Raw genomic sequence first — 20,844 nt, forward strand, 5'->3', positions numbered from 1 at the left:
CGCGCGGAGACCGGTGCATTCAGCAATGGCGCTAATTCGGCTTCAGCACGGCTTCGCAGCCCGGCATGCTCTGGGTGCCCGGACGCCACGGCCGATCACCGGTCGAGCAGGCGTCGGCCATGGCGGGATGGGAGGGGTCGCTCGACGAGCGAGGACTGTCCATGGGTCCTGGCTGCGCCCGGCGGACCACCCGCCGGATCCGTCATACCTGTCTCATCCGGTTGATCCGGTGATCTACGCAAAAAGACGCGGTCCTTTGACGAACACCGGCCGTCACGGCCGGAGAGCAATGCGCACCGCCGCGAGATGGAAATTCGAGTTCCTATTGTCAGGAGCAGGTCATGAAGAGAACTTATCGCCGCACCGGGGCACTTCTGGCCACGGTGTGCGGTTTCGCTCTGTGCCTCACGGGCCTGGCCCGCGCGGCCGACGTTCCGACGCCACACATTCTCGCCACGACGCTGGTGAACAAGACCGGCACCACCATCACGGTCACCGCCGGAGTCGGACGGGGCAACACGATCAGTGTCTGGCAGTCAGGCGGCACCATCAGGATCAGAGACACCGGAGACACGGTCGCACCGTCCGGCGACTGCTACGCCATCAGCACGACCGAAGTCGCCTGCAGGGCCGCCGACACCACCGAACTCGTGGTCAACGCCGGCGACCAGGACGACAACGTCACCTCCTCTCTGGCGGCACTCGGCGTCACTCTCATCGGCGGCGCCGGCAACGACAACCTCTACGGCGGATCCGCCAACGACACGCTCGAAGGCGACGAGGGATCCGACTTCCTCTCCGGCGGTGCCGGCAACGACACGCTGACCGGGGCGGCCGAGGCGGACAGGATCTTCGGCGGCTCCGGCAATGACTCCGTCGAGGGACGCGGTGGCTCGGACATCGTGGACGGCGGTGCCGGCAACGACGTGATCTACGGCGGCAGCGGCAACGAGCACATCGTCGCCGGCGCCGGCAACGACTACGCCGAGGGCGGCAACGGCCGGGACACCATCGACGCCGTGGACAACGTCAGCGGCAACGACTATGTCGAAGGCGGCGCTGATGTGGACGACTGCCGCGCCGACTTGGGCGACGACGTCAGCGGATGCCCCTGACCAGCACGAGCGCGCAGCACGCCAGCACCCGTACACGGCGAGATCCGTGCACGGTCCGTACACGGCGAGACAACACGAAAGGCGGGCACCGATGAGAACACGAAGCATCTGCACCACGGTGGTAGCGATCGGCGCACTCACCTGCGCCCCGCTGACCGCCGCCTCCGCCACGCCCGGTGCGGCCCCCGGCGGAAGCCTGGCCGGCACCACGGTCGTGCAGGAGGTGGGCGACACCTTGGTCGTCACGGCCGACCAGGGTATGGCGAACGACATCACCATCCGGCGTCAGGGCAACGTTGTCGTGGTGACGGACGCGGGCGACACCGTGGCCGCCGTCGCCCCGTGTCAGTCGACGGGGACGCACACGGCAGAGTGTCCGCTGCCCGTCACGTCGATACGGGTCAACGCCGACGACGCCGATGACAGCGTCACCATCTCCCCGAACCTGGAGGCCGTCGGAACGGTGTTCGGCGGTGCGGGTGACGACCAGCTCAGCGGCGGCCCCCGGGCGGACCGGCTCGTCGGCGACGACCCGGCCGCCACCGGCCTGCGGGCGACACCGGGCAACGACACCATCAACGGCGGCCCCGGCAACGACACGATCTCCGGGCTGGCCGGTAACGACACCATCAACGGCAACGCCGGCAACGACACCCTCAACGGCGACGACGGCAACGACACCCTCGGGGGTGACCAGGGCAACGACACCCTCACCGGGGGCCGGGGCAACGACACGCACATCGGCAGCGAGGGCAACGACACCCTCAACGCCGTGGACAGCATGATCGCCAACGACAGCCTCGACGGCGGCCTGGGCTTCGACACCTGCAATCGCGACACCGGCGACACGGCCATCAACTGCCCCTGATCGGGACTTCCCGAACCGCTTGACCGTCACGCGCTCGTGCAGCATTCCGGAGGGACTGATCGGGTCGGAGGCGTCGCCGGGCAGCCGTATCGGCTGTCCGGCGGCACCATGACAGCAGGTGGTGAACGAATCCCGGTCGGCGATGCCGACGTGGCGGGGCCCTTGGCGAGACCGCGCTCGACGCCTGCCGCAGGTGGCCCCCTACGTGCCTACTGCACCGGTTGTGGCGCGTGTTGTGCGCGCCTGAACCGTCCGGGAGCGACGCCGAAAGCGCGCTTGAAGGCGTTGGCGAAGGCGAATTCGGAGGTGTATCCGACCTGTTGGGCCACCGCTGCGAGTGGATCGTCTCCATCGCGGAGGATCCGAGCCGCGGTGCTCAGCCGCCACCAGGTCACATACGCCATGGGGGCCTGTCCCACCAAGTGGGTGAACCGCCTCGCGAAGGCCGTCCTCGACATGCCGACGCGATGGGCGAGTTCCTGCACTGTCCACGGATGCGCCGTGTGGCGGTGAATGTGGTTGAGCGCAGCGGCGATCGCCGGATCGGTCAACGCGGCGCACCAGCCGGCGGAGGGGCTGCGAGAGGTCTCCTCATCCAGCCACGCACGCAGGACGTAGACCAGCAGCAGATCCAGCAGGGCAGGCAGGGCGGCGTCCGCTCCCGGCCTTGGTTCCCGCACGTCCGCGCCGAGCAGATCGACAGCGGCCCGCAGCGCCGGGTGGCGGCCCGGCCCCGCGGGGATGTGGATCACCTCGGGCAGTGCACGCAGGAAGGGGTGCACCTGCCCCCGATCGAGCCGGTACGCACCGCACAGCAACACGGCCCCGCCCGTGCCGGGTCCTGCCCCCGGGTCACTTGCGACGACGTCCCTGCGTTCCAGGTCCGCCTCCGGGGGCAGGAGGGCCGGAGCCTGGTTGGGATCACTGCTGACGCCGTGCATGGCCCCGTGCGGCAGGAAGACCACATCGCCTGCGGTCAGCAGCAACGCCTCGCCGTCGGGCGGCAGGAGCCAGCAACTGCCGTGCAGCACGATGTGGAATCCCGCCCCCGGGTAGGGACCAAACCGGTTGCCCCACTCGCCGACACGGCGGGAGTGGGTGAACTTGGCACGGCCGACCCTCATCGTGGCGATCACATCACTGACAACGTCCACGGGGCGACACTACCGGTCCGCCCCGGATCGGGACGATGACGCATGTTCTGGCCCATCACACGCATGGGAAAGGCCAGTTGGGTCTTCGTATCGTCGAGACCGACAGATCCCGACCTCGACCCGCAGGAGTATCGATCATGCCCGCATACGTCGTCATAGACCTTGATGTTTCCGATCCCAGCGGATTCCAGCAGTACATCGACGGTGTGACTCCGCTCATCGAGCAGGCCGGCGCTCGCAACCTGCTGATCGACGACAACGCCGTCGTCCTGGAAGGAGACTGGGAGCCCGCCACCCTGGTCATCCACGAGTTCGCGTCCAAGGCCGCGCTGCAGGAGTTCTGGGACTCGCCGGAGTACCAGCCTCTGAAGGAACTGCGCCGCAAGTACTCCTCGGTGAAGGTCGTCGCGGGAGAGAGCCCCGACTTGCCCTGGCAGGACCGGCCGCAGTCCTGATCGCACCGTCGAACGACGCGCTGCGGGCCGCGCATCCGTAACGACGCTTGCGCATCCACGAGGACGGCGAGACACGCGGCGTTGGACGGCCGTCTCGTCCTGCGGCCGCTCGCGTTCGGCACAGGCGCTGCGCCGCGCGACCGCGGCTTGTGATCTCCGGCCGAGGCGGCTCAGCCGAGCAGTTCCGCGCTGCCGGCCGGTTCACGCCGCTCTTGTCCGTTGATGCGGTGCCGTTCGATGGACGAGCGCCGGTAGACCTCCTGCCGCACCCGCTGGATCTCGCCGATGGGCCGGTGCTCCTCGCGTGAGCGCCACGGTGTGATCGACGTGGCGTCGGCGGCCACGAGATTGTCGTCCCCGCCGATGTCCTGGCGCGGGAGGTCCACCCGGGCGACCGTCACCCACGGCGCCAGCTCCTCGGGCCATTTGACGGAGGTGTTGTCCACCGGCATCCGGGCCAGATCAGTGTTGAGCTGCACTTGGAGCTCGAAGGAGTGATCTCGCTCGGCCACCTCGGCGACCAGAGTGCGACGGAACGCCTCGTTGTCCGCGCGCACGTCCACGATCTGGTGTGTGAGGTCCGCCAGGGACTCGGCCGTCGGCGCGGTGCGGATCTTGGCGATGTGGTCGCCGTACCGGAAGGCGCCCATGCTGTTGTAGGTGTACGACAGCAGGTTCCGGCGCGGGACGGTGGTGAACGAGAGCATGGCGAACAGTTCGTCCCACAGCCAGCCGTCGGGATCGGTGAGCGTGCCCCGGCGGGTGAGGAACTCCGCCATCCAGGTCTTGCGGCGGGCGGGATTCACCAGTGCCTCGGGCAGCTCGGCGAACAACTCCTCGATGACCATGTAGTCGTAGGCGGTGTTCGCGAAGAAGACCTCGTTGTTGATCAGGTTGAGGTCGAAGGTACCGGTGTCCTGTTCGTCGGCCAGCAGTGAGGGGCCGGGGACCCCGAACAGCTTGATGCCCATCCCGCACGCCGCGCCCAGCTGGTGGTCGGGACGTTGGTGGCCCAGACCGTTGGAGTAGCGGACCACGGCGTCGTACACGGTGGGCCGGGCGAAGATGCCCTGCCCGTGGAAGCCCCGGTTGTCACTGACCGTAACGATTGCCTTGAGGAGGCCGTAGGTCTTTCCGTGGGCGGTCCGGACGGCGCGGCCGACGGCCTCGCGCTCGACGGAGCCGTCGGTGCGCTGCGCCACCTGTGCGACCACTGCCTCCAACTCCTGCTGGTAAGTCGGACGTTCGACGGGGCGGTAATCCTCGTAGCGGACGGGATCCATGGTGCTGCCTCCCTGTGACGATGCTGTCGACTCCAGACCCTAGCCAGCAATTCAATTGTGCACAACGTAACTGCTTGTGATGTATCACACGTTGCTTCGGGCAACCGTCTGCCCCACCCTGTTCCGGGCCGAGACCGGCCTCAGCCCCAACAGGCCGCCCGGCCGATGCGGTTCCAGAACGCGCGCGGTGCCGTCGCCGGGGCCGTCGCCGTGGGCTGCGCCCCGCACCTGGCACGGGTGGCCGCCGAGTGCGGCTCCTACAACCACTCCCACCTCGTGCGCGACTTCAGGCAGTACACCGGGCTGAGCCCCACCGCCTGGCCGGCCGAAGAGTGTCGGAACGTCCAAGCGGCCGGCCACCGCGAGCGCGCAGATCCGGCGCGCCTCGACCTCTGGCCGACGCTGCAGGCCAGGACGCTCCCGCCCTGATCGTCGGTGGTGCGGGCGCAATGCAGTTGGGGTCAGGTGTGGCTGGCGTCGGCGACCTCGCAGACCAGGCATCGTTCACGGATGAGTCGCAGGGTCACGGGGCTGCCGGCGTAGCGGTAGGCGTTGGTGCCGCGCCGTGCAGCAAGGCACCCCTGAGCAGCTCTCGAGGCGCCCTCCTCCACCTACGTCGGCTACTTCATCGGCTCCCCGGCGATGAACGACCTGACCGTGGGCCGGGGCGACGGGCGCTTTGCGCTGGGCGGCGGCGGATCTCCGAGCCGGTTGCGGACCAGGCGCTCGAACTCCGCCCGGTGGTCCATCAGCCAGCTCAGGTAGAACAGGCCCTGGTTGATGACGCCTGAATCGACGCCCCGCTTGTACTCGACGATAACCGGGGACCCGTCCTCATCGAGGCCGAGCGAGTCGATCCGGCCTCCGTGAACTGGCCCCGTGCTGTACTCGCTCGCCAGGAAATTCACACCCAGCAGGGTCTCCATGTGTGCCTCGACGAGGCCCTGCACATCCGCCCCGACCTCAGCTAGTCGCGGCACCACTCGGTCACGCCAATTGCCGTTGTGTGGAACAGCTTCAGGGCCGACACCTCCCCCTCCTCTTCGGAGTGATCATCAAAGTCGAGCCGGACCCGGATTATTTCGTCGACAGCCTTCGGAATTGTGAAGATCACATACGAAGCTGCGCAGGAACCACCAGGCAGGCGGTTCGAGGAATCCCTGTATTCCACGTTCGAGCGGTCAGGGGCCAGGTGGATAGCACAGGGGCTTTCAGCGGGATTTCTCCTGCCCTGCAGCACAAACTGGTGCTCATCTCCTCGGAGTGTTGTCGGGTGACGTGTGCTGATCCCTGCGGTAGGCCGGTGGTATGCGGTACGCGCAGGGTGGCGGACTGACCGTGGAGCGCGGCGGTTGCGTGAGCGGATGCGGTATGAGGCGGGTGAGCAGACGCCCTCGCCTCCACCGGGCCGCCGAAACTGCCCAAGCTGTCGGAAGGCGCGTTCACCGAGTTGGAGAAGGAGCTGGCGCTCGGTCCCGCTGAGCACGGCTGGGAGGACCAGCGGTGGACCTTGGCCGGATCAGAGCGCTGATCGCGTGGACGTTCCACGTCGACTGCTCTGTGGCGGCGGTGTGGCGGCTGCTGCACCGGCACGGCTGGTCCTGCCAGTGTCCCGCCCGCCCGGTCTCAGAGCCCCACCGCATGCTGAGAACAGGTCGCGTTACCAGGCATTGCGAGGGGACAGAATGGCCCGATGACGACAAACTCGCCTCTGCCTCAGGCCCCGGCCCGGAAGCCGGATCTCGAGGACGACTTCACGGCTGCGACGCTCAGAGCAGATATCTGGGTCGATCACTACCTGCCGCACTGGACGTCGCCCGAGCGTTCCCGGGCGCGCTACGACTTCGACCATGGCGGGCTGCGGCTGCGCATCGATGCTGACCAGCCGGACTGGCGGGAGGAGGACGCTCCACTTCGCGTGTCCAACCTGCAGACCGGGATGTTTTCCGGCCCGATGGGTTCTGAGCGGGGAACACACCGGCATCGTCCGGACGGACTGGTCGTCCGCACGCAGACCCCTGAGCGCATGCTGTGGGCGCCCTCCGCCGGGCGCGTGGACGTGACGGTCAGCGCGAGCGTGGACGAGGGGTGCATGCTCGCGGCGTGGCTCGTAGGAACCGAGCATCTGTCCGCGAAGGACACCGGCGAGATCTGCATCTTCGAGATCGACGCCGACGGTGTCGGCGACAGCCACAGCCGTGCGCGATGTGGGGTGAAGGCGCATTCCGACGCGCGATTGACCACCGATATGACCGAAGTCGTTGTTCCTGTGGACGCATCGAAGCCGCACACCTGGACTGCGATCTGGGGGCCTTCAGGCACTCTCATCGGCTGCGAGGGTGTTGTCGTGAAACACATGCCGCCGTTTCCCCGCTACCCGCTGTTCCTGATGATCGACCTCTTCGAGGTCTCCCGCCGTTCAGCCAGCGCTGCCTCCTATCCGAAGACAGCTCACGTCCATTCGGTGCGTGGTTGGACTGCTGGTTCCGCCGAGTGAAGGAGGTCCGCCGTTTTCGCACGGGAAAACGTGCCGTGCCGCTGATGCAGACTGCCGCGTCGCCAACTTCGGCGACTGCATGACCGGCCGGCCGTGTCTGCATGCCGGAGGCGGGAGCCGGGCATTCGGCTCCCAGGGCTTCGGGTGGCCTGGGCGACTGCCGTGGCCGGCGACAGGTTCCGGGCGGCATTTCGCCGAGGAGAAGCGCTTCATACGGATGCTGATCATCACCGCCGGTTCACGGGGTGACGTCGGGTCCACACGGGACTGGGTCGGCGGCGAGCCATCAGGTCGCCGTGGCCGCTCACCCATCTTTCGCCGCACTCGTCGGCGGGTGCGGTCTCGAGCACCGGCCGGTGCCGGGATGCCCGCAGGGGCTGATCCGGGACTGGGCTCGGGCAGCATCGCAGGATGAGGCCCAGGCGCTGGCGTACGCGGACGGGCTCGCCGATGGGGTGGCCGAGGCCGTGGCGGGCGGGCTGACCTGCCTGCCTCTCCGACCCGGCCCACCGCCGCGCTTCCGCACTCGCCTTCGGGATCGCCGCAGAGGGCGGCACCGCTTCGCTACTCGCCACATCGGCTCGGAGAGCGCCAGGTGAAGCCGGGGGTGCTCCGGTCTCACCCGCCCCGTGGGGAGTCGCGATGGGAGCACTGCAAGCCACCACCAGACGGCTCCGGCTGGCTGCTTCCGCAGCCTGTGGTGGGCCAGCCCGTCAGACAGGACCGGACGATCCCGAGACAATGAAGGGTGCGATGGAGGGATCCTCGTCGAGGTCCGGCACGCGACCCGCCACCGGCTCGTTGCCCGCGGCCATGACCTCCTCCGCGCTTGCACACAACCACCCACTGAGGGGCTCCAACTTCATTGCGAGACAGTCGGGTTGGAACGGCTGGTGGTGCGCAGAGAGCCACGTCGGGCCAAGCACCCTTCACTGCCTCGGCGCACCCAACCATCTCCCGTGGTGGCGGGGGAAGGGGTTCCACACGCCTCGGGGCGACCCACGGCTCAGGGTCGCGGTGTGGGCGGTGCCGGGATCGGCGTACCGCTCGGAGTCGCCTTTACGGCGGACCAGTCGGCGCCGGGGCTCGTCGTCGCGCGGCTGCCGCGGAGGCGCTCCTGCACCTCCCGTACGCCGGAAAGGTCTCCGGCGGCGGCACCATGCGCCCCGGCCGAGGACCGTCGCCCAGGTCGAGGGGTGCGTACGCCGAGAACGGGCTCTCACGGCGCGGACACGAGCAGGCGGATGGCCAGAGCGGTGATCAGAGCGCTCGAGGCCAAGGCGGTGACGAGTCGTCCCCGCCTGCCTGTCAGGACCCGGCCGAGCAACGCCCCGCTGCCGGCCAGCATCAGCTGCCAGCTGGCGGACGCGGCGAAGGCGGCGAGAACGAAGACCGCTTGATGCGCGGGCCCCGGACGCACCGCTGTGCTGCTCCCGAGCACCAGCGCCGTGAAGTAGATCATGGTGGAGGGGTTGAGGATGGTGATGCCGATGAGGCCCAGATACGCCCGCAGGGCGCTCACCGGCATCCGATCGCCACGAGTGGCCGTCCGGCGCTTCCGGTACTCGCCGACGGCGGCCGCGCCGCTCCGAGCCGCCAGTGCGAGGAGCACGAGCGCCGAGGCCCACCGAAGCGGAGCCAGGACGGGCTGCAGAACGCCGGTGAGGGCCGCGCCCCCGGCCACGGCAGCCAGGGCGTAGATCCCGTCGGCCGTGGCGACCCCGAGTGCCGCACAGGCCCCGATCCTGAGCGACGTACGCGCGGTGAGTGCCACCAGATATGTCGCGACGGCCCCGACCGGGATGGCGATGCCATAGCCGGCCACGAGCCCCGCGACCAGGGCCGCCGTCATGTGCGGACGAAGCTCGGCCCCCACGGGACGCAAGGCTGTCGCTGCAGCATGGCCCGTCGTGCGGCGGGGCTGGGCGACAGGAAGGCAGAGAGACTGTTCATGGGGAGACTGTGGCCCGTCGCACCCCTCACTAGGAGAGTAAGTACTGCTCACCCCTTCCGCGTTCGCGCGGGCGTCGGCGACCGGGTAGCACCGCACCCCCGCGTGGGCGCAGCAACGCCTGTGCCGCGCACGAGATGCTTCGTAAGCGGCACAGGCTGTATGAGCTTTCGCGGGGGGGCCGGAAACGCTACCTGCCAGTGCGGTGGTAACGGAAACGCAGCTCGAAGGTCCCCTCGAGGGACCCGGTCGCGGGGTCGAAGCGTCGGAGGCCGGCAGCCTCTACCCCCGTGCCGCGGATGCCGGCGAACTCGCCGGTGCCTCCGATGATCACTCCCTTGCCGTCTGCCCGGGGGCCCGCCGTCGTCACGGCGTCGAGGGTGCCGACCCACGGCTTGCCGCTGTCGAAAGCGGGCTTGAAGACCTTGGAGGCGACCTCGGAGGAGTCCTCGATCTGATCGAGGACGATGGTGCCCCTGCCCGGGAAGAACAGGGTCCACACGGTGTGCGTCAGGAGCTTGCCCGCCTCGAAGTCGGTCTCCGGGAGGACTTCCTCGATCTCGGTGGCGAAGCCCACCACCGTGCCGTTCCTGTCCCGGACCTTGGCGCCGAGGGAGAACGCATTGTGCAACCGGGGCTCGGTGAACTTCGCGATCCCTTCGGGGAAGGCCGCGAGCGGCAGATCACCGCGGTGGGTCTCGAAGACGCCGTCCTGCGGGACCTCGGCGAAGAACGACTCCTCCACCCAGCCCCCGGCCCGGCCGTGCTGCCCCGCGGCCTCCTCGCGCTTCCCCGGACGCTCCGCGTCGGCCGCGTGGGTCAGCGACGGGACGAGCACGGCCGTCAGCACGGCACCCGTCAGGCCGACCAGCATCCGGCGCCCTCGCCTGCCGGACCGGCTACGCAACAGAGTCATCAGCATTTCTCCCGATCGTCGGTGTCACAAGTGATGCACCAGCACACTTTCCCGATCTTGATCGAGGGGCGAGAGTAATGCGTACTTCGCTCTCGTCATGCGTTTCACCTCGACCCGTGTGCACCTCCTACCGCCGCTTCCGCGCCTTCTTCCAGGTTTCAGGCGTGCCGCGTGTGGCGCAGTATGACGGCACTCCACGTCTCGATGACGGCGTCGTCGGGGGCGGCGTGGCCGTAGCCCTCCAGCTCGATGTAGTCCGCGCCCGGTATGCAGTCGGCGAGCGCGCGTCCGTGTTCGACGGGGACGATCGGGTCGTCGGTGCCGTGCAGCACCAGGGTGGGGACGTCCAGGTCGCGCAGGCGCGGACCCAGGTCTCCGATGGGGAACGAGGCACCCACGGCCAGTGGGCTGGTGTCGGTGTGCCCCGGGACACGCGCCCGGTCGTACTCCCTTGTCAGCGTGCGCCGGCAGGCGTCCTCGTCGTAGTGGAGGGAGCCGCGCAGGAGGAGGTACGACTGCACCCGGGCCTCGATTGCCTCCTCACGGGTGGAGGGCGGTGACTGCGCGAGCCGCGTCTGCAGCCGGTGGACCTCTGCGAGGTAGTCCGCGTGCGGCGGCGGGGAGAAGTAGGTGTCCTCACCGGACAGCCCGCGGATCACGCCGCCGAGGGCCGAGCTCGTCGAGATGAGCGTCAGGCTGCGCACCCGCTCTCGGTGGTCCAGGGCGAGCAACTGCCCGATGAACCCGCCCATGGACGCACCGGCGACGTGCGCGCGGCCGACACCGTAGGCGTCGAGGACAGCCACGGCGTCCCGAGCCAGATCGGCGCAGTCGTAGGGCTCTTTCTCGAAGTCCACCAGGGAGGACTTACCGCTGTTGCGGTGGTCGTACCGGATCACGTATCGGCCGCCGGCGGCCAGGCCCTCGCACATGCTGTCGGGCCAGCCCAGACACTGGGAGTCCGCCCCGATGATCAGCAACAGCACCGGATCGGACGGATCGCCGAACGCCTCGGTCCACAGTTCCAAGTCACCGCTCGGCACCGGCTTCTCTGTCATTGCAGCATCCCTTCGCAGAGGTCGGCCCTGGATCGGTGGCGGACTCTCCGGACACCGCAGGAGGGCGTGCACGATGCTTCCACCACGCCCCGGCGTACACCGGAGTAGCCGCTACTCCCCGTTCCCACCAGGCGACTTGACGGGGCACGCAGATCGCCTGGAGTACCGATTACCTACGTGCGACCCGTGCTTCAGGGCATATCAAACGGTTCGACAGCACAACTCCACACGGGAGAAACACGTGAGAAAGCGTTTGATGCGTACGGCCTTTCTGGCCGGCGCCGTCGTCATGGCCACCTGCCTTCCCGGAGCGGCACACGCGACGTCAGGAACGGCGGCCGGCGAGGCGGTGACCGCGGACGAGAAGGGACACGTCCTGTTCTGCACAGGCCGGGCCGGTGACAGGTCGGTCACGGTGGACCTGTACGACAACTCGTTGTACGGCTCCTTCGTCAGCGTGATCGTCGAGGGGCCGGACGGGGAGTACGGCGGCGGCTCGACTCCTCCGCTCCTCTTCGACAACGGCTCGGTCTCCGCCGAACTGCCCATCGAGAAGCACGGTGCGGACGGTGGCCCGGCGGGTCGGGCCGTGATCCAGGGCACCTACGCGGCCTCCGGAGAACCGGAGCGGGTCCATGACATCACCAGAGAACCGTCCTGGGTCGTCGTCGCGCACGGCACCAGGCAGCAGCTCAGCACGTCGGTGAGCATCACGGTGCTGGGTGAGACCACCCCGCTGTCCTGTGAGCCGTCGTTCGCCTATGACCTCAAGGTGACGCGCACGCCGCAGTAGGCGGCAGGGTCCGCCGATCGGCGCGTCACGACCGGCGGACCCCCTCGTCGAACGCTCGTCACACCCGTGACGAGATGTCGAGGATCGCCTCCGTCCACTGATCGATGCCGGAGGGGGGAACGCAGGTGTGCCCGGCGCCCTGTACACCCACGAACACCGCTCCGGGGATGGCGCGCGCGAGGGCCTGACCGTGCTCGACGGGGATCAGGGGGTCCTCCACGCCGTGGACCACCAGGGCGGGCACGTCGAGCGTGCTGAGCCGCGGTGCAAGGTCGCCCAGGGAAGCGGAATTGAGGAAGATCCGCGGGCTGATGTCCGGCCGCAACGGGTCCCCGGCGCGGTCGAATTCCGCGGCGAGAGTACGCCGGCAGTCCGCCACCTCCGTCTCCGTGGTGCTGCTGCCCGCTGCCAGGACGTAGGCCCGCAGCCTGACGTCGATGACCTCTTCCCGGGTCGTGGGCGGGTGCTGCTCCACCTCGGCCGACAGTCGCGCCAGGTTCTCCAGGTAGCCGTGGTGAGGCGGCGGCGTGAAGTTGGACGGCTGGCCGGCCATGGCCGCCAGAACGCCGGTGAGTGCCGAGCTCGTGGACATGAGCGTCAGGGAAAGAACGCGGTCGGCGTGGTCGAGGGCGAGGACCTGGCTGACGATGCCACCCATGGAGATGCCCACCACATGGGCGGCGGCCACACCGTACCCGTCGAGTACCGCGACGGCGTCCCTGGCCAGGTCGCCGAAGTCGTACGGGTGCTCGTCGAAGTCCACCAGCGACGACCTGCCGGTGTTGCGGTGGTCATAGCGGATGACGTGGCGCCCGTTGTCCGCGAGCCCATGGCAGAGACTGTCCGGCCAGCCGATTCCCTGGGCGTCCGCGCCGACGATCAACAAGGCGGTGGGATCGTCCGGGTCACCGAAACTCTCCGTCCACAATTCCAGTTCACCGGCTTTGACGAAACGCTCACTCATGCATTCACTCCCTGACGAAGGCCAACAACCCTGAACAACCGTCACACCGTCGCTCCGATGGGAACTGAGTAGTCGCTACTCGCCTCCACGGCGACCGGCGGAGTCCGGGTTCGACACAGGGCACGGGTACACGGGTACGCACCGTGCCGGGCCGACGACGCGGCCGGAGGGAGTACGAGGTACTCCTGTGACCGCGATTCGAAGGCTGCGAGAGTCGGGCGTCCGGCGCTCCGCCTCATCCACGTGCAGACGCTGACACACCCCGGGACGGATTCTCTCGGCGCGTAGTCCGCCTCCCCCCAATGAGTCCAGAGCGCCCGCTCGCACGACAAGCCGGAGGAACAAAGAAGGTGCGTACCATGACCATGAGAAAGGGCGGAGGGCTTCTCAGCACGGTCGCTCTCGTCGGGGTTTCGTTCGCCATGACACTGGCCGAGCCGGCAGCCCAGGCCCACGCCGCCACCAACCACCCCACCAACCACCTCGCCTCAGCGCTGGAGTTGGCCGGCAACCTCAACTCCATCGGCTGGGACGGCGGCCAGGACACGTACAACTCGTACTCGACCGCCGGTGAGGTGAAGTGGGGCACGCCGGGCGAAGGCACTACGTACAGGGCTCACACCCAGTGCGCACCGTTCGTCACCCAGGTGCTGAAGCACGCTTATCCATGGGCGACCGACACCTACTTCAGACAGAACTTCGGCTCGACGAGCCCTTACGCCGAGCAGTACCAGAAGGCCATCGCCAAGGACTCCACGCAGAACTTCGACCGCGTCACCGATGTCGCCGCCATCCGGGCCGGGGACATCATCGCGGTCGACTACGACCCGACCGCGTCGACCAGCCCGTCAGGGCACGTGATGATCGCGACCGGCTCTTCGGCCGGCGAGGACAACACCGACACGGACCCGGGCACGACCGAGTACGTCTTCCCGGTCGTCGACAGCACCAGCAGCCGACACGGCACGGACACCCAGTACCCCGATACCCGAGCCGCGGGGAAGGGAGGCGCCGGGACCGGGTACATCGTGCTGGTCGCCGACAGCACCGGCACCATCGTCGGACACCGCTGGAGCCCGACGGACAACACCGTCCGTACCACCGAGGAGCAGCCCCTCGCCGTCGGCAGAGTCACCCAGGACGACACGAGCGTCGCCCAGCTGCTGGGCAACCCCGGCTTCGAGTCCGGTGCGACGGACTGGACGACGTCGTCCCTGAAGGGCAACGCCGCCCTCGCCCACACCGGTACCAACTTCATCCAGATGCCGTGGCAGAACGACCCGCTGCCGGCGCAGCCGTACCTCACCGAGACCCGGCACGTCCCGGTGACGATCCCGACCGGGAGTGCGGCGCGTCTCAGCTTCTGGGCCCGGGTGACCACCTCGGAACCGGTGGGCAACGGTCCCGTAGACACGATGAGGATCCAGGTCATCGAGAAGAACGGAACCGTGCACGAGCTCGGTCGGCTCACCAACCTGTCGGCCAACAACGGCTATGCGCAGTTCACCTATGACCTCTCGGCGCTTCCTCTGACCAGCAGTGAGGTGTCCATCAACTTCCGCACCGCGCTGAACTCGTCGTACCGGACGAACTTCCTCCTCGACGACACGGCACTTCACGCCGACTAGGGTCCGTCTTCAAACGGATCTTGCCCGGAGCAGGAACGACGCGAGTGTGACCGCCGCTTCGTAGGAGGTGGCGGTCTTCTCGTATCTGGTGGCGATGCCGCGGAAGCCTTTGAGCCGGTTGAAGCAGCGCTCGATGATGTTGCGTCGGCGGTAGATCTCCCGGTCGAACCCAGGCGGCCTGCTGCCGCGGTGACCGCGATTGTGCCGGTGCCGTCGCTGGTCGTTCTTCTCCGGGATGGTGTGCGCGATGCCGCGCTTGCGCAGGTAGGCGCGGAAGCCGCGGGAGCTGTAGGCCTTGTCCGCGATGACATGGTCGGGTCGACAGCGTGGTCGGCCCAGGCCGTGGCGAGGGACACGGATCCGTTCGAGAAGCACTCCACGTCCCATCACGGAGTCAGAACGAGACGGATCGGGTCGCCAATCTTGTTCGCCAGGCGCTCCACCGCGCTCGCCGCCTCCGACAGCGGTATGAGCGCACTGACCGAGGGCCCGAGGTCGAGTCGGCCGGTGGAAGCCAGCCTGACCAACTGGACGATATGTTCCGGAGTTGATCCGTAGTGACCGCAGATCCGGTGTCCCAGCAGGCTGAACGCGGTGCCGTCCGCGACCGACAGCGGGTGGGGAGTGAGTCCGACGAGCACCAGGGAGCCTCCCCGCGCCAGGCCGGCGATGGCCTGTTCCCGGACGACCGGCGCGCCGGCAAAGTCGAAAGCAGCGTCCAGTCCTCGGCCTGAGGTGGCCTGGGCGATGCTGTCCGCGAAGCGCGGGTCGGCGGGGTCCAGGGCCAGATCGGCACCGAAGCTCAGTGCCCGCTCTCTGGCCCTGGGAAGCGGATCGATCGCGATGACGGGGGCCGCACCGACCACTCGGGCGATCCGCACCGCATGGGCGCCGAGCCCCCCGACCCCCCAGATCCCCACGGCCTGCGCGGGACGGACGTCTGCTGTGGCGACCAACGCGGCGTAGGAGGTGGACACGGCATCGGGAATGATCGATGCCTGGTCGAACGGCAGGCTGTCGGGGATCGCTACGAGCGTCTCCTCGCGAGCGACGGTGAACTGGGCCCACCCGCCGTCGTAGTCCACGCCACGGGTACGCGGCTGTACGCACGGGGGGCGGTGAGTGACACAGCTCTCACACAGGCCGCACCGCTGACCGGCCAGCAGCAGCACACGCTTGCCAGGCGTCCAGTCACCGGCGACGTGTGGCCCAAGGCTGTGGACGACCCCGGCGACCTCGTGCCCGAGGGTGACGGTGTCGGCCGTGGCGTACTGCGGGCTGATGCTGCCGTCGATGAGGTGCAGGTCGGACAAGCACACTCCAGCCGCCTTGACTTGCACGAGCACTTCCCCAGGCCCGGGAACGGGTACCGGGACTTCCTCGACCCGGAACTCCTTCTCCATCAGGTGCAGGCGTCCGGCAAGCATGGTGTCCATGGATTCGTTCCTTTCGTGGTGAGTATCTGCACTCAAGGACACCTCTCCCGCAGCGGCACGGCATTAGGGACTCCCCCTGCATTCTTCTGGATCACCCCAAGATGTCGCGGAAGGACTCCGCGCGCGCTCCGGAGGCACCGCATATCTCCGACCACCCGACCGTCCTGGGAGAGGCCGGTGGGGCCTGCGGCCGGTTGGGGAGATCTCAAGCCGCCGCTGTTTTCCACACCGACAGGGGCGCCCAGTACAGCGCGGCCGCCTTCGCCGACGTCTGCCACCGGCACGGCATTCGCCGCGGCATGGGCGGGTCGGCTCGAGCCACGGCGCTCGGCCCCCTCGCACCCGCGCCGAGTTGAAACAACAACTGATCACCACACGTACGCTGTCACTCGTCGCATGAACCCGGGTGTCCACTCCCCGGGAGCAATTAAAGAGGGCCGCGGCCCCGTGGCCCCCGACAACGGACCGGGCGCGTGGAACGTCAACTGGCCGGAATGGCAGGCCGAGAGCGCTCTGCGGTGACGCCGCTGACCGGATGCGCACCAGCTCCCGAGCAGTGATTACTCGGGCCACCGGGGACGCACCGCCGTAAAGTGGCGGCCACCACGCCCTTTGCCGACTGCTCCGCGCGCTGGTACCGCCCGTCGAGCCGTGCACACACCGGCCCAGGCGAACTCCGACTGGCAGGAAACACCCATGCCCCACCCTTCTCCCGCGCCCGACGGACTTGTGTTCCTCCGCAAACCGGCTCTCTGGGGTGGGACTTCCGCCATCGCCGGTGTGGTGATCTTCCTTCTGTCCTTGGCCTACCTGGGCGGCATCGTCAATCCCGCGGCCGATCTGCGGGGGCTGCCAGTCGCGGTGGTCAACGAGGACACCGGGCGGCCCGGCGGGCCGGCCGCGGGCGACACCGTGGCTGGCAGGGTGGTGGCGACCACGCGGGCGGACGGTCGCCTGGACGTGGAGCCGATGTCGCGGACCGATGCCGACAAGGCGCTCGCGTCCGGGAAGCTGTACGCCGCCGTCGTCATCCCGCCCGACTTCACCGAACGGCTCGATGGTCTGACCAAGCCGGCCGACCCGGCCGGAGAGCGCCCGGGAATTACCCTGCGGACCAGTCCGCGCGCGGGGACTCTCGGCGTCTCCCTAGCCACGTCAGGCCTTCAACCCGTCCTCGCACAGGTCTCGCAGCAACTCGGTGCGCAGCTTCTCGCCTCCGCCCCGAGCGGCTCCCGGGCACCGGCCGTCGTCCAGTTGCTCGCCGATCCGGTGCAGGTGACGTCGATGCCCCACGATCCGCTGCCGGCCCGGTCGGGCATGGGACTGTCGGCGTTCTACTGCACCCTCCTCATCCTGCTCGCCGGCTATCTGGGCGCGACGATCATCAACACGTCGGTCGACACGTCGCTGGGTCACGCCTTCGGCGAGTCGGGCCCCTTCCTCACCCGGAGGGCGCCGGTCGCCATCTCCCGGACGCGTACGTTCCTCGTCAAGAGCGCCATCTCCGCCGGGTTCGCCCCGCTGGCCGCTGCGATGCTGGTGCTCGCCTGTCATGTGTTGGACGTGGACACCCCGCACGCGTGGCTCATGTGGGGCTTCGCGACGGTCGCCATCGCGGCCGTGGGAGTCGCGCAACAGGCCCTGTTCACCGCGTTCGGATCACTGGGCTCGCTGTTGGGGACGTTCGTGTTCATCGCCCTGTCTCTGCCGTCCTCCGGCGGGACGGTCCCAAAAGAGGCGCTGCCCGACTTCTACCGCCTCCTGTCCGGCTTCGAACCCGCCGGACACCTCATCGGCGGGGTGAGGTCGATCCTCTTCTTCGACGCGCGGGGGGAGGCGGGGCTGGCCTCCGCCTGGACGACCCTCGGACTCGTCCTGCCGCTGACGCTGGCGTCGGGATGGGCCATTGCCCGCTTCTACGACCGGAGAGGCAGCAGACTCGCACTGCTGGAGACCACTCCGCCCGCGTCGTGATGCAGGAACCGTCGGCCCGGGCCCGCTGAACGCATTCCTGATCGGTGTTTTCTGACGAAGCCGCAAGCCTGCCGGGAGGGGCCCTCTCCCGCCCTCCGGGAGGGGGAAAGACGCCGGGCTCCGGCCAGGAACCCGCCCTATCACTGTCCGGAATTCGGCGGCGGTCAGACGTCGGTCACGCTCAGTCCGGCGTGGGCTTTGTAGCGGCGGTTGACCGAGATGAGGTCGGCGACGAGATCCACCTGGTGGGCGCCCCGCAGCCGGACCGCCGACACGCCCCGCAGGCCCGGCATGTGGGCCACTCGGCGTTGTCGGCGCCGTCGACGCCCCAGCCGAGCTCAGGGCGGCGGCCTCGGCGCGCTCGGCGGCCCGCGAACCGATGAATCACCTTCTGCTCGGCGCGGGCCAGGCGGTAGGCGAGGCCACGGCCCTGGTCGCCGGTGCGCCGAGAACAACAGCCGCTTCCTGCTGGTCTGTCTCCCTGACGCGCCGGTACAGGACGGTGGAACGGTGCGACCTCCTCCATGTGAGGCAACTGCAGTCCGTCGCCGCCTGTTTGCGGGAGACCTGCCGGTATGCCGCGGCGGAGACGCGGCTCAGGTAAGCATTGCGCTTCGCGCGCAGTCGACGAGCGACGCGGGGTGTCTGGATTCGAGTGAGGTGGAGCTGCGGGCCGCACTCATCCTGGCCGTGACCGAGCGGGACGCCCGGCTCAGGTCGGGTGCACCACGATCTGGCAGCACTGTTCCTTGCGGCGGGCAGGACGCGCAAGGCCACGAGGCACGCCCGCACGGCCCTGATGCCCGTACGGAACGCCGGTACATCCAATGAGTTCATGCATGCCGCCGGTCGATTGCGCCTGGCGTATGCCCTCGCCCCCGGGCCCACCCCGTGGTACGGCCGTCCGTCGTGAACGGCCCGGCTGCCGAGCGGAGAGCCGGGCGTGCCGGCACCCCTCACCGGAAGCCGAACGGACCTCCGACCACGGAGCTACGATTCGTACGCTCGCGCACCTCTTCAGGCGTCTGGTAGGCGTCCGTGTACTCGAAGGCCCGGAGGTTGGCGGGCCGTTGCGCGAAGAACCCGATCCGCACGAAGTCGTCACCGGCGATGGCATGCAGCGTCCAGTTGGTCAACACCCGGACCTTCGCCACGTTGGTGCGGAGGGCCGAGATGTGGTAGCCACGGGCCACCGCCTGCGCCGGCAGGCCCGCCAGTTCGATGCCCAGGGGCTTCGATACGGCGTCCGTACCACCGAGGTCCACCACGAGGCCGAGGTCACGGTGGCGGTACGGGCGGAGGCTTCCGTCGCGCATCGCGGCGATGACGTTGTCGGCGACCGCCTTGCCCTGGCGAGTGGCGTGCTGGGCGGTCGGGGGGCAGATGGCGCCCTCGCCCGACGCCAAATCCGGCACCGCCGCGGCGTCACCGACCGCGAAGACCCCGGGCGCGCCGGGCACTTCGAGCGTGGGGGTGACGGCCAGCCGGCCCCGCACCTTCTCCGCCTCGAACGTACTGATGAGGGGGCTGGCCGCCACACCCGCCGTCCAGATGAGGGTGTGGCACGGCAGCTTGCGCCCATCGGTGAACGTGACCGATTCCGCCGTGACCTCCGCCACCGACACTCCCAGGGAGACCTCGATGCCCCTGCGCCGGAGCATCGTCAGTGCCTTGAAGCCGAGGTCGTCCCCGAGCTCCGGCATCAACTTGGGAGCGATGTCGACGAGGTGCCACTTGACCTGGGAGGGGTCCAGGCGGGGGTAGCGCCGGCACGCTGCGGCGGTCAGGCGTTGCAGGGAGGCCGCAGTCTCGGTTCCGGCGTATCCGCCACCGACGACGACGAAGCGCAACCGTGCGGCCCGCTCCTCGGCGTCGAGGCTGTGCGCAGCCAGGTCGAGCTGCGTGATCATGTGATCACGCAGGTACGCCGCCTCCGCCAGCGTCTTCATCCCCCGGGCGTGGTCCTCCAGGCCGGGGATGTCGAACGTGCGGGTGACACTGCCAGGGGTGAGAACCAGGTAGTCGTACGGAACGTCGACGATCTCGCCGGTGGTCATCCTGACGACACAGTTCTTTGCCTTGGTGTCGATCCCGATGGCTCCGCCCGGGAGCACCTGGGTCCCGCGGAGCACACGGCGCAGGGACACGGCGACCGACTGGGGCGTGAGCATGCCCGCGGCCACCTGCGGCAGGAGCGGGAGGTAAAGCGAGTACCCGGCCGGGGTGACGAGCGTGATGTCCGCTTCCGCGCTGTCCAGCCGACGTGTCAGCCGCCGCGCACACTCCACTCCGGCGAAGCCGCCGCCCACGATGACGATCCGAGTACGTTCCATGTCACGACCCTCCGGCCCGGAGCAGGACTCCCTTGGCGGAACTTCTGAACACTCCGAACCACCCTGTCACCTGCAGGCCGGCTGGTCCGAGAGCAACCGGTACTCTCCGGGCCGCGCCTCCTTCCCCACCGTATGCGGTGGCGGTCCTGGGCGGAGACCGGAGATTCGTGGACCCCTGCGGGCTCCCCGAGGTCCCGCTCATCGTGAAGATGGCAGAACCGGTCCCCTCGGCCGTCGGCCCGTGCACCGGACCCTGCGCCAGCCGTGACCGACCAGTGGCCCTACGGATGCGATTCACCGGGCTGCGGCCCTTTGATGGGGGACGCCTACCGCGCGGCCCAGGGTGACGGCGGCGCCGTCGGTGCAGAAGGTGAACGCAAGCCACTACCTACTTCTCCCCTGTGAGCCACAGGGGACCA

16 protein-coding genes and 4 pseudogenes are annotated in these 20,844 nt (G+C 68.7%); 9 read left to right on the top strand and 11 right to left on the bottom strand.

What is annotated here, in order from left to right; genetic code table 11:
* Positions 1-341 precede the first annotated feature (341 nt).
* Both ACFY5C_RS10145 and ACFY5C_RS10150 read left to right on the top strand, forming a co-directional pair.
* Positions 342-1,115, top strand: coding sequence for a calcium-binding protein (locus ACFY5C_RS10145; RefSeq protein ID WP_389442770.1), 774 nt, complete (start codon positions 342-344; stop codon positions 1,113-1,115).
* 91 nt (positions 1,116-1,206) lie between these two features.
* Positions 1,207-1,983, top strand: a complete 777-nt coding sequence (locus ACFY5C_RS10150; protein WP_389442772.1) for a calcium-binding protein — start codon at positions 1,207-1,209, stop codon at positions 1,981-1,983.
* A gap of 209 nt (positions 1,984-2,192) precedes the next feature.
* On the opposite strand, the gene ACFY5C_RS10155 is transcribed toward ACFY5C_RS10150, so the two are convergent.
* The gene (locus ACFY5C_RS10155) at positions 2,193-3,137 is read right to left on the bottom strand and encodes an AraC family transcriptional regulator (RefSeq protein ID WP_389442774.1); all 945 of its coding nucleotides are present in this window, start codon (positions 3,135-3,137) and stop codon (positions 2,193-2,195) included.
* Between the two features lie 137 nt (positions 3,138-3,274).
* Between ACFY5C_RS10155 and ACFY5C_RS10160 the strand changes: the two genes are divergently transcribed.
* Positions 3,275-3,592, top strand: a complete 318-nt coding sequence (locus ACFY5C_RS10160; protein ID WP_389442776.1) for a DUF1330 domain-containing protein — start codon at positions 3,275-3,277, stop codon at positions 3,590-3,592.
* A 170-nt stretch (positions 3,593-3,762) separates the two neighbouring features.
* Here the strand turns inward: ACFY5C_RS10160 and ACFY5C_RS10165 are convergent, their stop codons facing one another.
* A complete protein-coding gene (locus ACFY5C_RS10165; protein ID WP_389442778.1) occupies positions 3,763-4,875 on the bottom strand; it encodes a catalase family protein in 1,113 nt (370 codons plus the stop codon).
* A gap of 165 nt (positions 4,876-5,040) precedes the next feature.
* Between ACFY5C_RS10165 and ACFY5C_RS10170 the strand changes: the two genes are divergently transcribed.
* Positions 5,041-5,304, top strand: a complete 264-nt coding sequence (locus tag ACFY5C_RS10170) for a helix-turn-helix transcriptional regulator (protein ID WP_389442780.1) — start codon at positions 5,041-5,043, stop codon at positions 5,302-5,304.
* Between the two features lie 272 nt (positions 5,305-5,576).
* Here ACFY5C_RS10170 and ACFY5C_RS10175 read toward each other — a convergent pair.
* Positions 5,577-5,905 (bottom strand): annotated as a pseudogene (locus tag ACFY5C_RS10175) (transporter); the annotation flags it as partial.
* Between the two features lie 473 nt (positions 5,906-6,378).
* Between ACFY5C_RS10175 and ACFY5C_RS10180 the strand changes: the two are divergent.
* Both ACFY5C_RS10180 and ACFY5C_RS10185 read left to right on the top strand, forming a co-directional pair.
* A pseudogene (locus tag ACFY5C_RS10180) lies at positions 6,379-6,483 on the top strand (winged helix-turn-helix domain-containing protein); the annotation flags it as partial.
* 85 nt (positions 6,484-6,568) lie between these two features.
* Positions 6,569-7,372, top strand: a complete 804-nt coding sequence (locus ACFY5C_RS10185) for a hypothetical protein (RefSeq protein WP_389442782.1) — start codon at positions 6,569-6,571, stop codon at positions 7,370-7,372.
* 1,219 nt (positions 7,373-8,591) lie between these two features.
* Here the strand turns inward: ACFY5C_RS10185 and ACFY5C_RS10190 are convergent.
* The 3 genes from ACFY5C_RS10190 to ACFY5C_RS10200 form a co-directional block, all read right to left on the bottom strand.
* Entirely contained in the window at positions 8,592-9,224 is a 633-nt protein-coding gene (locus ACFY5C_RS10190; protein ID WP_389443373.1) for a LysE family transporter, read from the bottom strand.
* Positions 9,225-9,513: 289 nt separating this feature from the next.
* Complete coding sequence (locus ACFY5C_RS10195) at positions 9,514-10,239, bottom strand: hypothetical protein (RefSeq protein ID WP_389442784.1); 726 nt, start codon at positions 10,237-10,239, stop codon at positions 9,514-9,516.
* Positions 10,240-10,397: 158 nt separating this feature from the next.
* Positions 10,398-11,297, bottom strand: a complete 900-nt coding sequence (locus tag ACFY5C_RS10200) for an alpha/beta fold hydrolase (protein ID WP_389442786.1) — start codon at positions 11,295-11,297, stop codon at positions 10,398-10,400.
* Between the two features lie 241 nt (positions 11,298-11,538).
* On the opposite strand from ACFY5C_RS10200, the gene ACFY5C_RS10205 reads away from it, so the two are divergent.
* Positions 11,539-12,090 (top strand): hypothetical protein, encoded by a 552-nt coding sequence (locus ACFY5C_RS10205; RefSeq protein ID WP_389442788.1) that lies wholly within the window; start codon positions 11,539-11,541, stop codon positions 12,088-12,090.
* A 58-nt stretch (positions 12,091-12,148) separates the two neighbouring features.
* Here ACFY5C_RS10205 and ACFY5C_RS10210 read toward each other — a convergent pair whose 3' ends face one another.
* Complete coding sequence (locus tag ACFY5C_RS10210; protein ID WP_389442790.1) at positions 12,149-13,054, bottom strand: alpha/beta fold hydrolase; 906 nt, start codon at positions 13,052-13,054, stop codon at positions 12,149-12,151.
* Positions 13,055-13,413: 359 nt separating this feature from the next.
* Between ACFY5C_RS10210 and ACFY5C_RS10215 the strand changes: the two genes are divergently transcribed.
* Positions 13,414-14,682, top strand: coding sequence for a hypothetical protein (locus tag ACFY5C_RS10215; protein WP_389442792.1), 1,269 nt, complete (start codon positions 13,414-13,416; stop codon positions 14,680-14,682).
* A gap of 9 nt (positions 14,683-14,691) precedes the next feature.
* Here ACFY5C_RS10215 and ACFY5C_RS10220 read toward each other — a convergent pair.
* Together ACFY5C_RS10220 and ACFY5C_RS10225 are read right to left on the bottom strand one after the other, a co-directional pair.
* Positions 14,692-15,054: pseudogene (locus tag ACFY5C_RS10220) on the bottom strand (transposase); the annotation flags it as partial.
* Positions 15,055-15,068: 14 nt separating this feature from the next.
* Positions 15,069-16,118 (bottom strand): zinc-binding dehydrogenase, encoded by a 1,050-nt coding sequence (locus ACFY5C_RS10225; RefSeq protein ID WP_389442794.1) that lies wholly within the window; start codon positions 16,116-16,118, stop codon positions 15,069-15,071.
* A gap of 696 nt (positions 16,119-16,814) precedes the next feature.
* Here ACFY5C_RS10225 and ACFY5C_RS10230 point away from each other — a divergent pair.
* A complete protein-coding gene (locus ACFY5C_RS10230; protein WP_389442796.1) occupies positions 16,815-18,092 on the top strand; it encodes a DUF3533 domain-containing protein in 1,278 nt (425 codons plus the stop codon).
* A 164-nt stretch (positions 18,093-18,256) separates the two neighbouring features.
* Here the strand turns inward: ACFY5C_RS10230 and ACFY5C_RS10235 are convergent.
* Both ACFY5C_RS10235 and ACFY5C_RS10240 read right to left on the bottom strand, forming a co-directional pair.
* Positions 18,257-18,382: pseudogene (locus tag ACFY5C_RS10235) on the bottom strand (NADPH-dependent F420 reductase); the annotation flags it as partial.
* Positions 18,383-19,048: 666 nt separating this feature from the next.
* Entirely contained in the window at positions 19,049-20,425 is a 1,377-nt protein-coding gene (locus ACFY5C_RS10240; protein WP_389442798.1) for an NAD(P)/FAD-dependent oxidoreductase, read from the bottom strand.
* Positions 20,426-20,844 lie beyond the last annotated feature (419 nt).

Origin of the sequence: Streptomyces sp. NPDC012935, assembly GCF_042900345.1 — a bacterium.
GTDB lineage: Bacteria > Actinomycetota > Actinomycetes > Streptomycetales > Streptomycetaceae > Streptomyces.

Bases quoted from the DNA above. Each gene is read 5' to 3' on its own strand.
- ACFY5C_RS10145 (WP_389442770.1), top strand. From the start codon at position 342: ATGAAGAGAACTTATCGCCGCACCGGGGCACTTCTGGCCACGGTGTGC.
- ACFY5C_RS10150 (WP_389442772.1), top strand. From the start codon at position 1,207: ATGAGAACACGAAGCATCTGCACCACGGTGGTAGCGATCGGCGCACTC.
- ACFY5C_RS10160 (WP_389442776.1), top strand. From the start codon at position 3,275: ATGCCCGCATACGTCGTCATAGACCTTGATGTTTCCGATCCCAGCGGA.
- ACFY5C_RS10165 (WP_389442778.1), bottom strand. From the start codon at position 4,875: ATGGATCCCGTCCGCTACGAGGATTACCGCCCCGTCGAACGTCCGACT.
- ACFY5C_RS10170 (WP_389442780.1), top strand. From the start codon at position 5,041: ATGCGGTTCCAGAACGCGCGCGGTGCCGTCGCCGGGGCCGTCGCCGTG.
- ACFY5C_RS10185 (WP_389442782.1), top strand. From the start codon at position 6,569: ATGACGACAAACTCGCCTCTGCCTCAGGCCCCGGCCCGGAAGCCGGAT.
- ACFY5C_RS10190 (WP_389443373.1), bottom strand. From the start codon at position 9,224: ATGACGGCGGCCCTGGTCGCGGGGCTCGTGGCCGGCTATGGCATCGCC.
- ACFY5C_RS10195 (WP_389442784.1), bottom strand. From the start codon at position 10,239: ATGACTCTGTTGCGTAGCCGGTCCGGCAGGCGAGGGCGCCGGATGCTG.
- ACFY5C_RS10200 (WP_389442786.1), bottom strand. From the start codon at position 11,297: ATGACAGAGAAGCCGGTGCCGAGCGGTGACTTGGAACTGTGGACCGAG.
- ACFY5C_RS10210 (WP_389442790.1), bottom strand. From the start codon at position 13,054: ATGAGTGAGCGTTTCGTCAAAGCCGGTGAACTGGAATTGTGGACGGAG.
- ACFY5C_RS10215 (WP_389442792.1), top strand. From the start codon at position 13,414: ATGACCATGAGAAAGGGCGGAGGGCTTCTCAGCACGGTCGCTCTCGTC.
- ACFY5C_RS10225 (WP_389442794.1), bottom strand. From the start codon at position 16,118: ATGGACACCATGCTTGCCGGACGCCTGCACCTGATGGAGAAGGAGTTC.
- ACFY5C_RS10230 (WP_389442796.1), top strand. From the start codon at position 16,815: ATGCCCCACCCTTCTCCCGCGCCCGACGGACTTGTGTTCCTCCGCAAA.
- ACFY5C_RS10240 (WP_389442798.1), bottom strand. From the start codon at position 20,425: ATGGAACGTACTCGGATCGTCATCGTGGGCGGCGGCTTCGCCGGAGTG.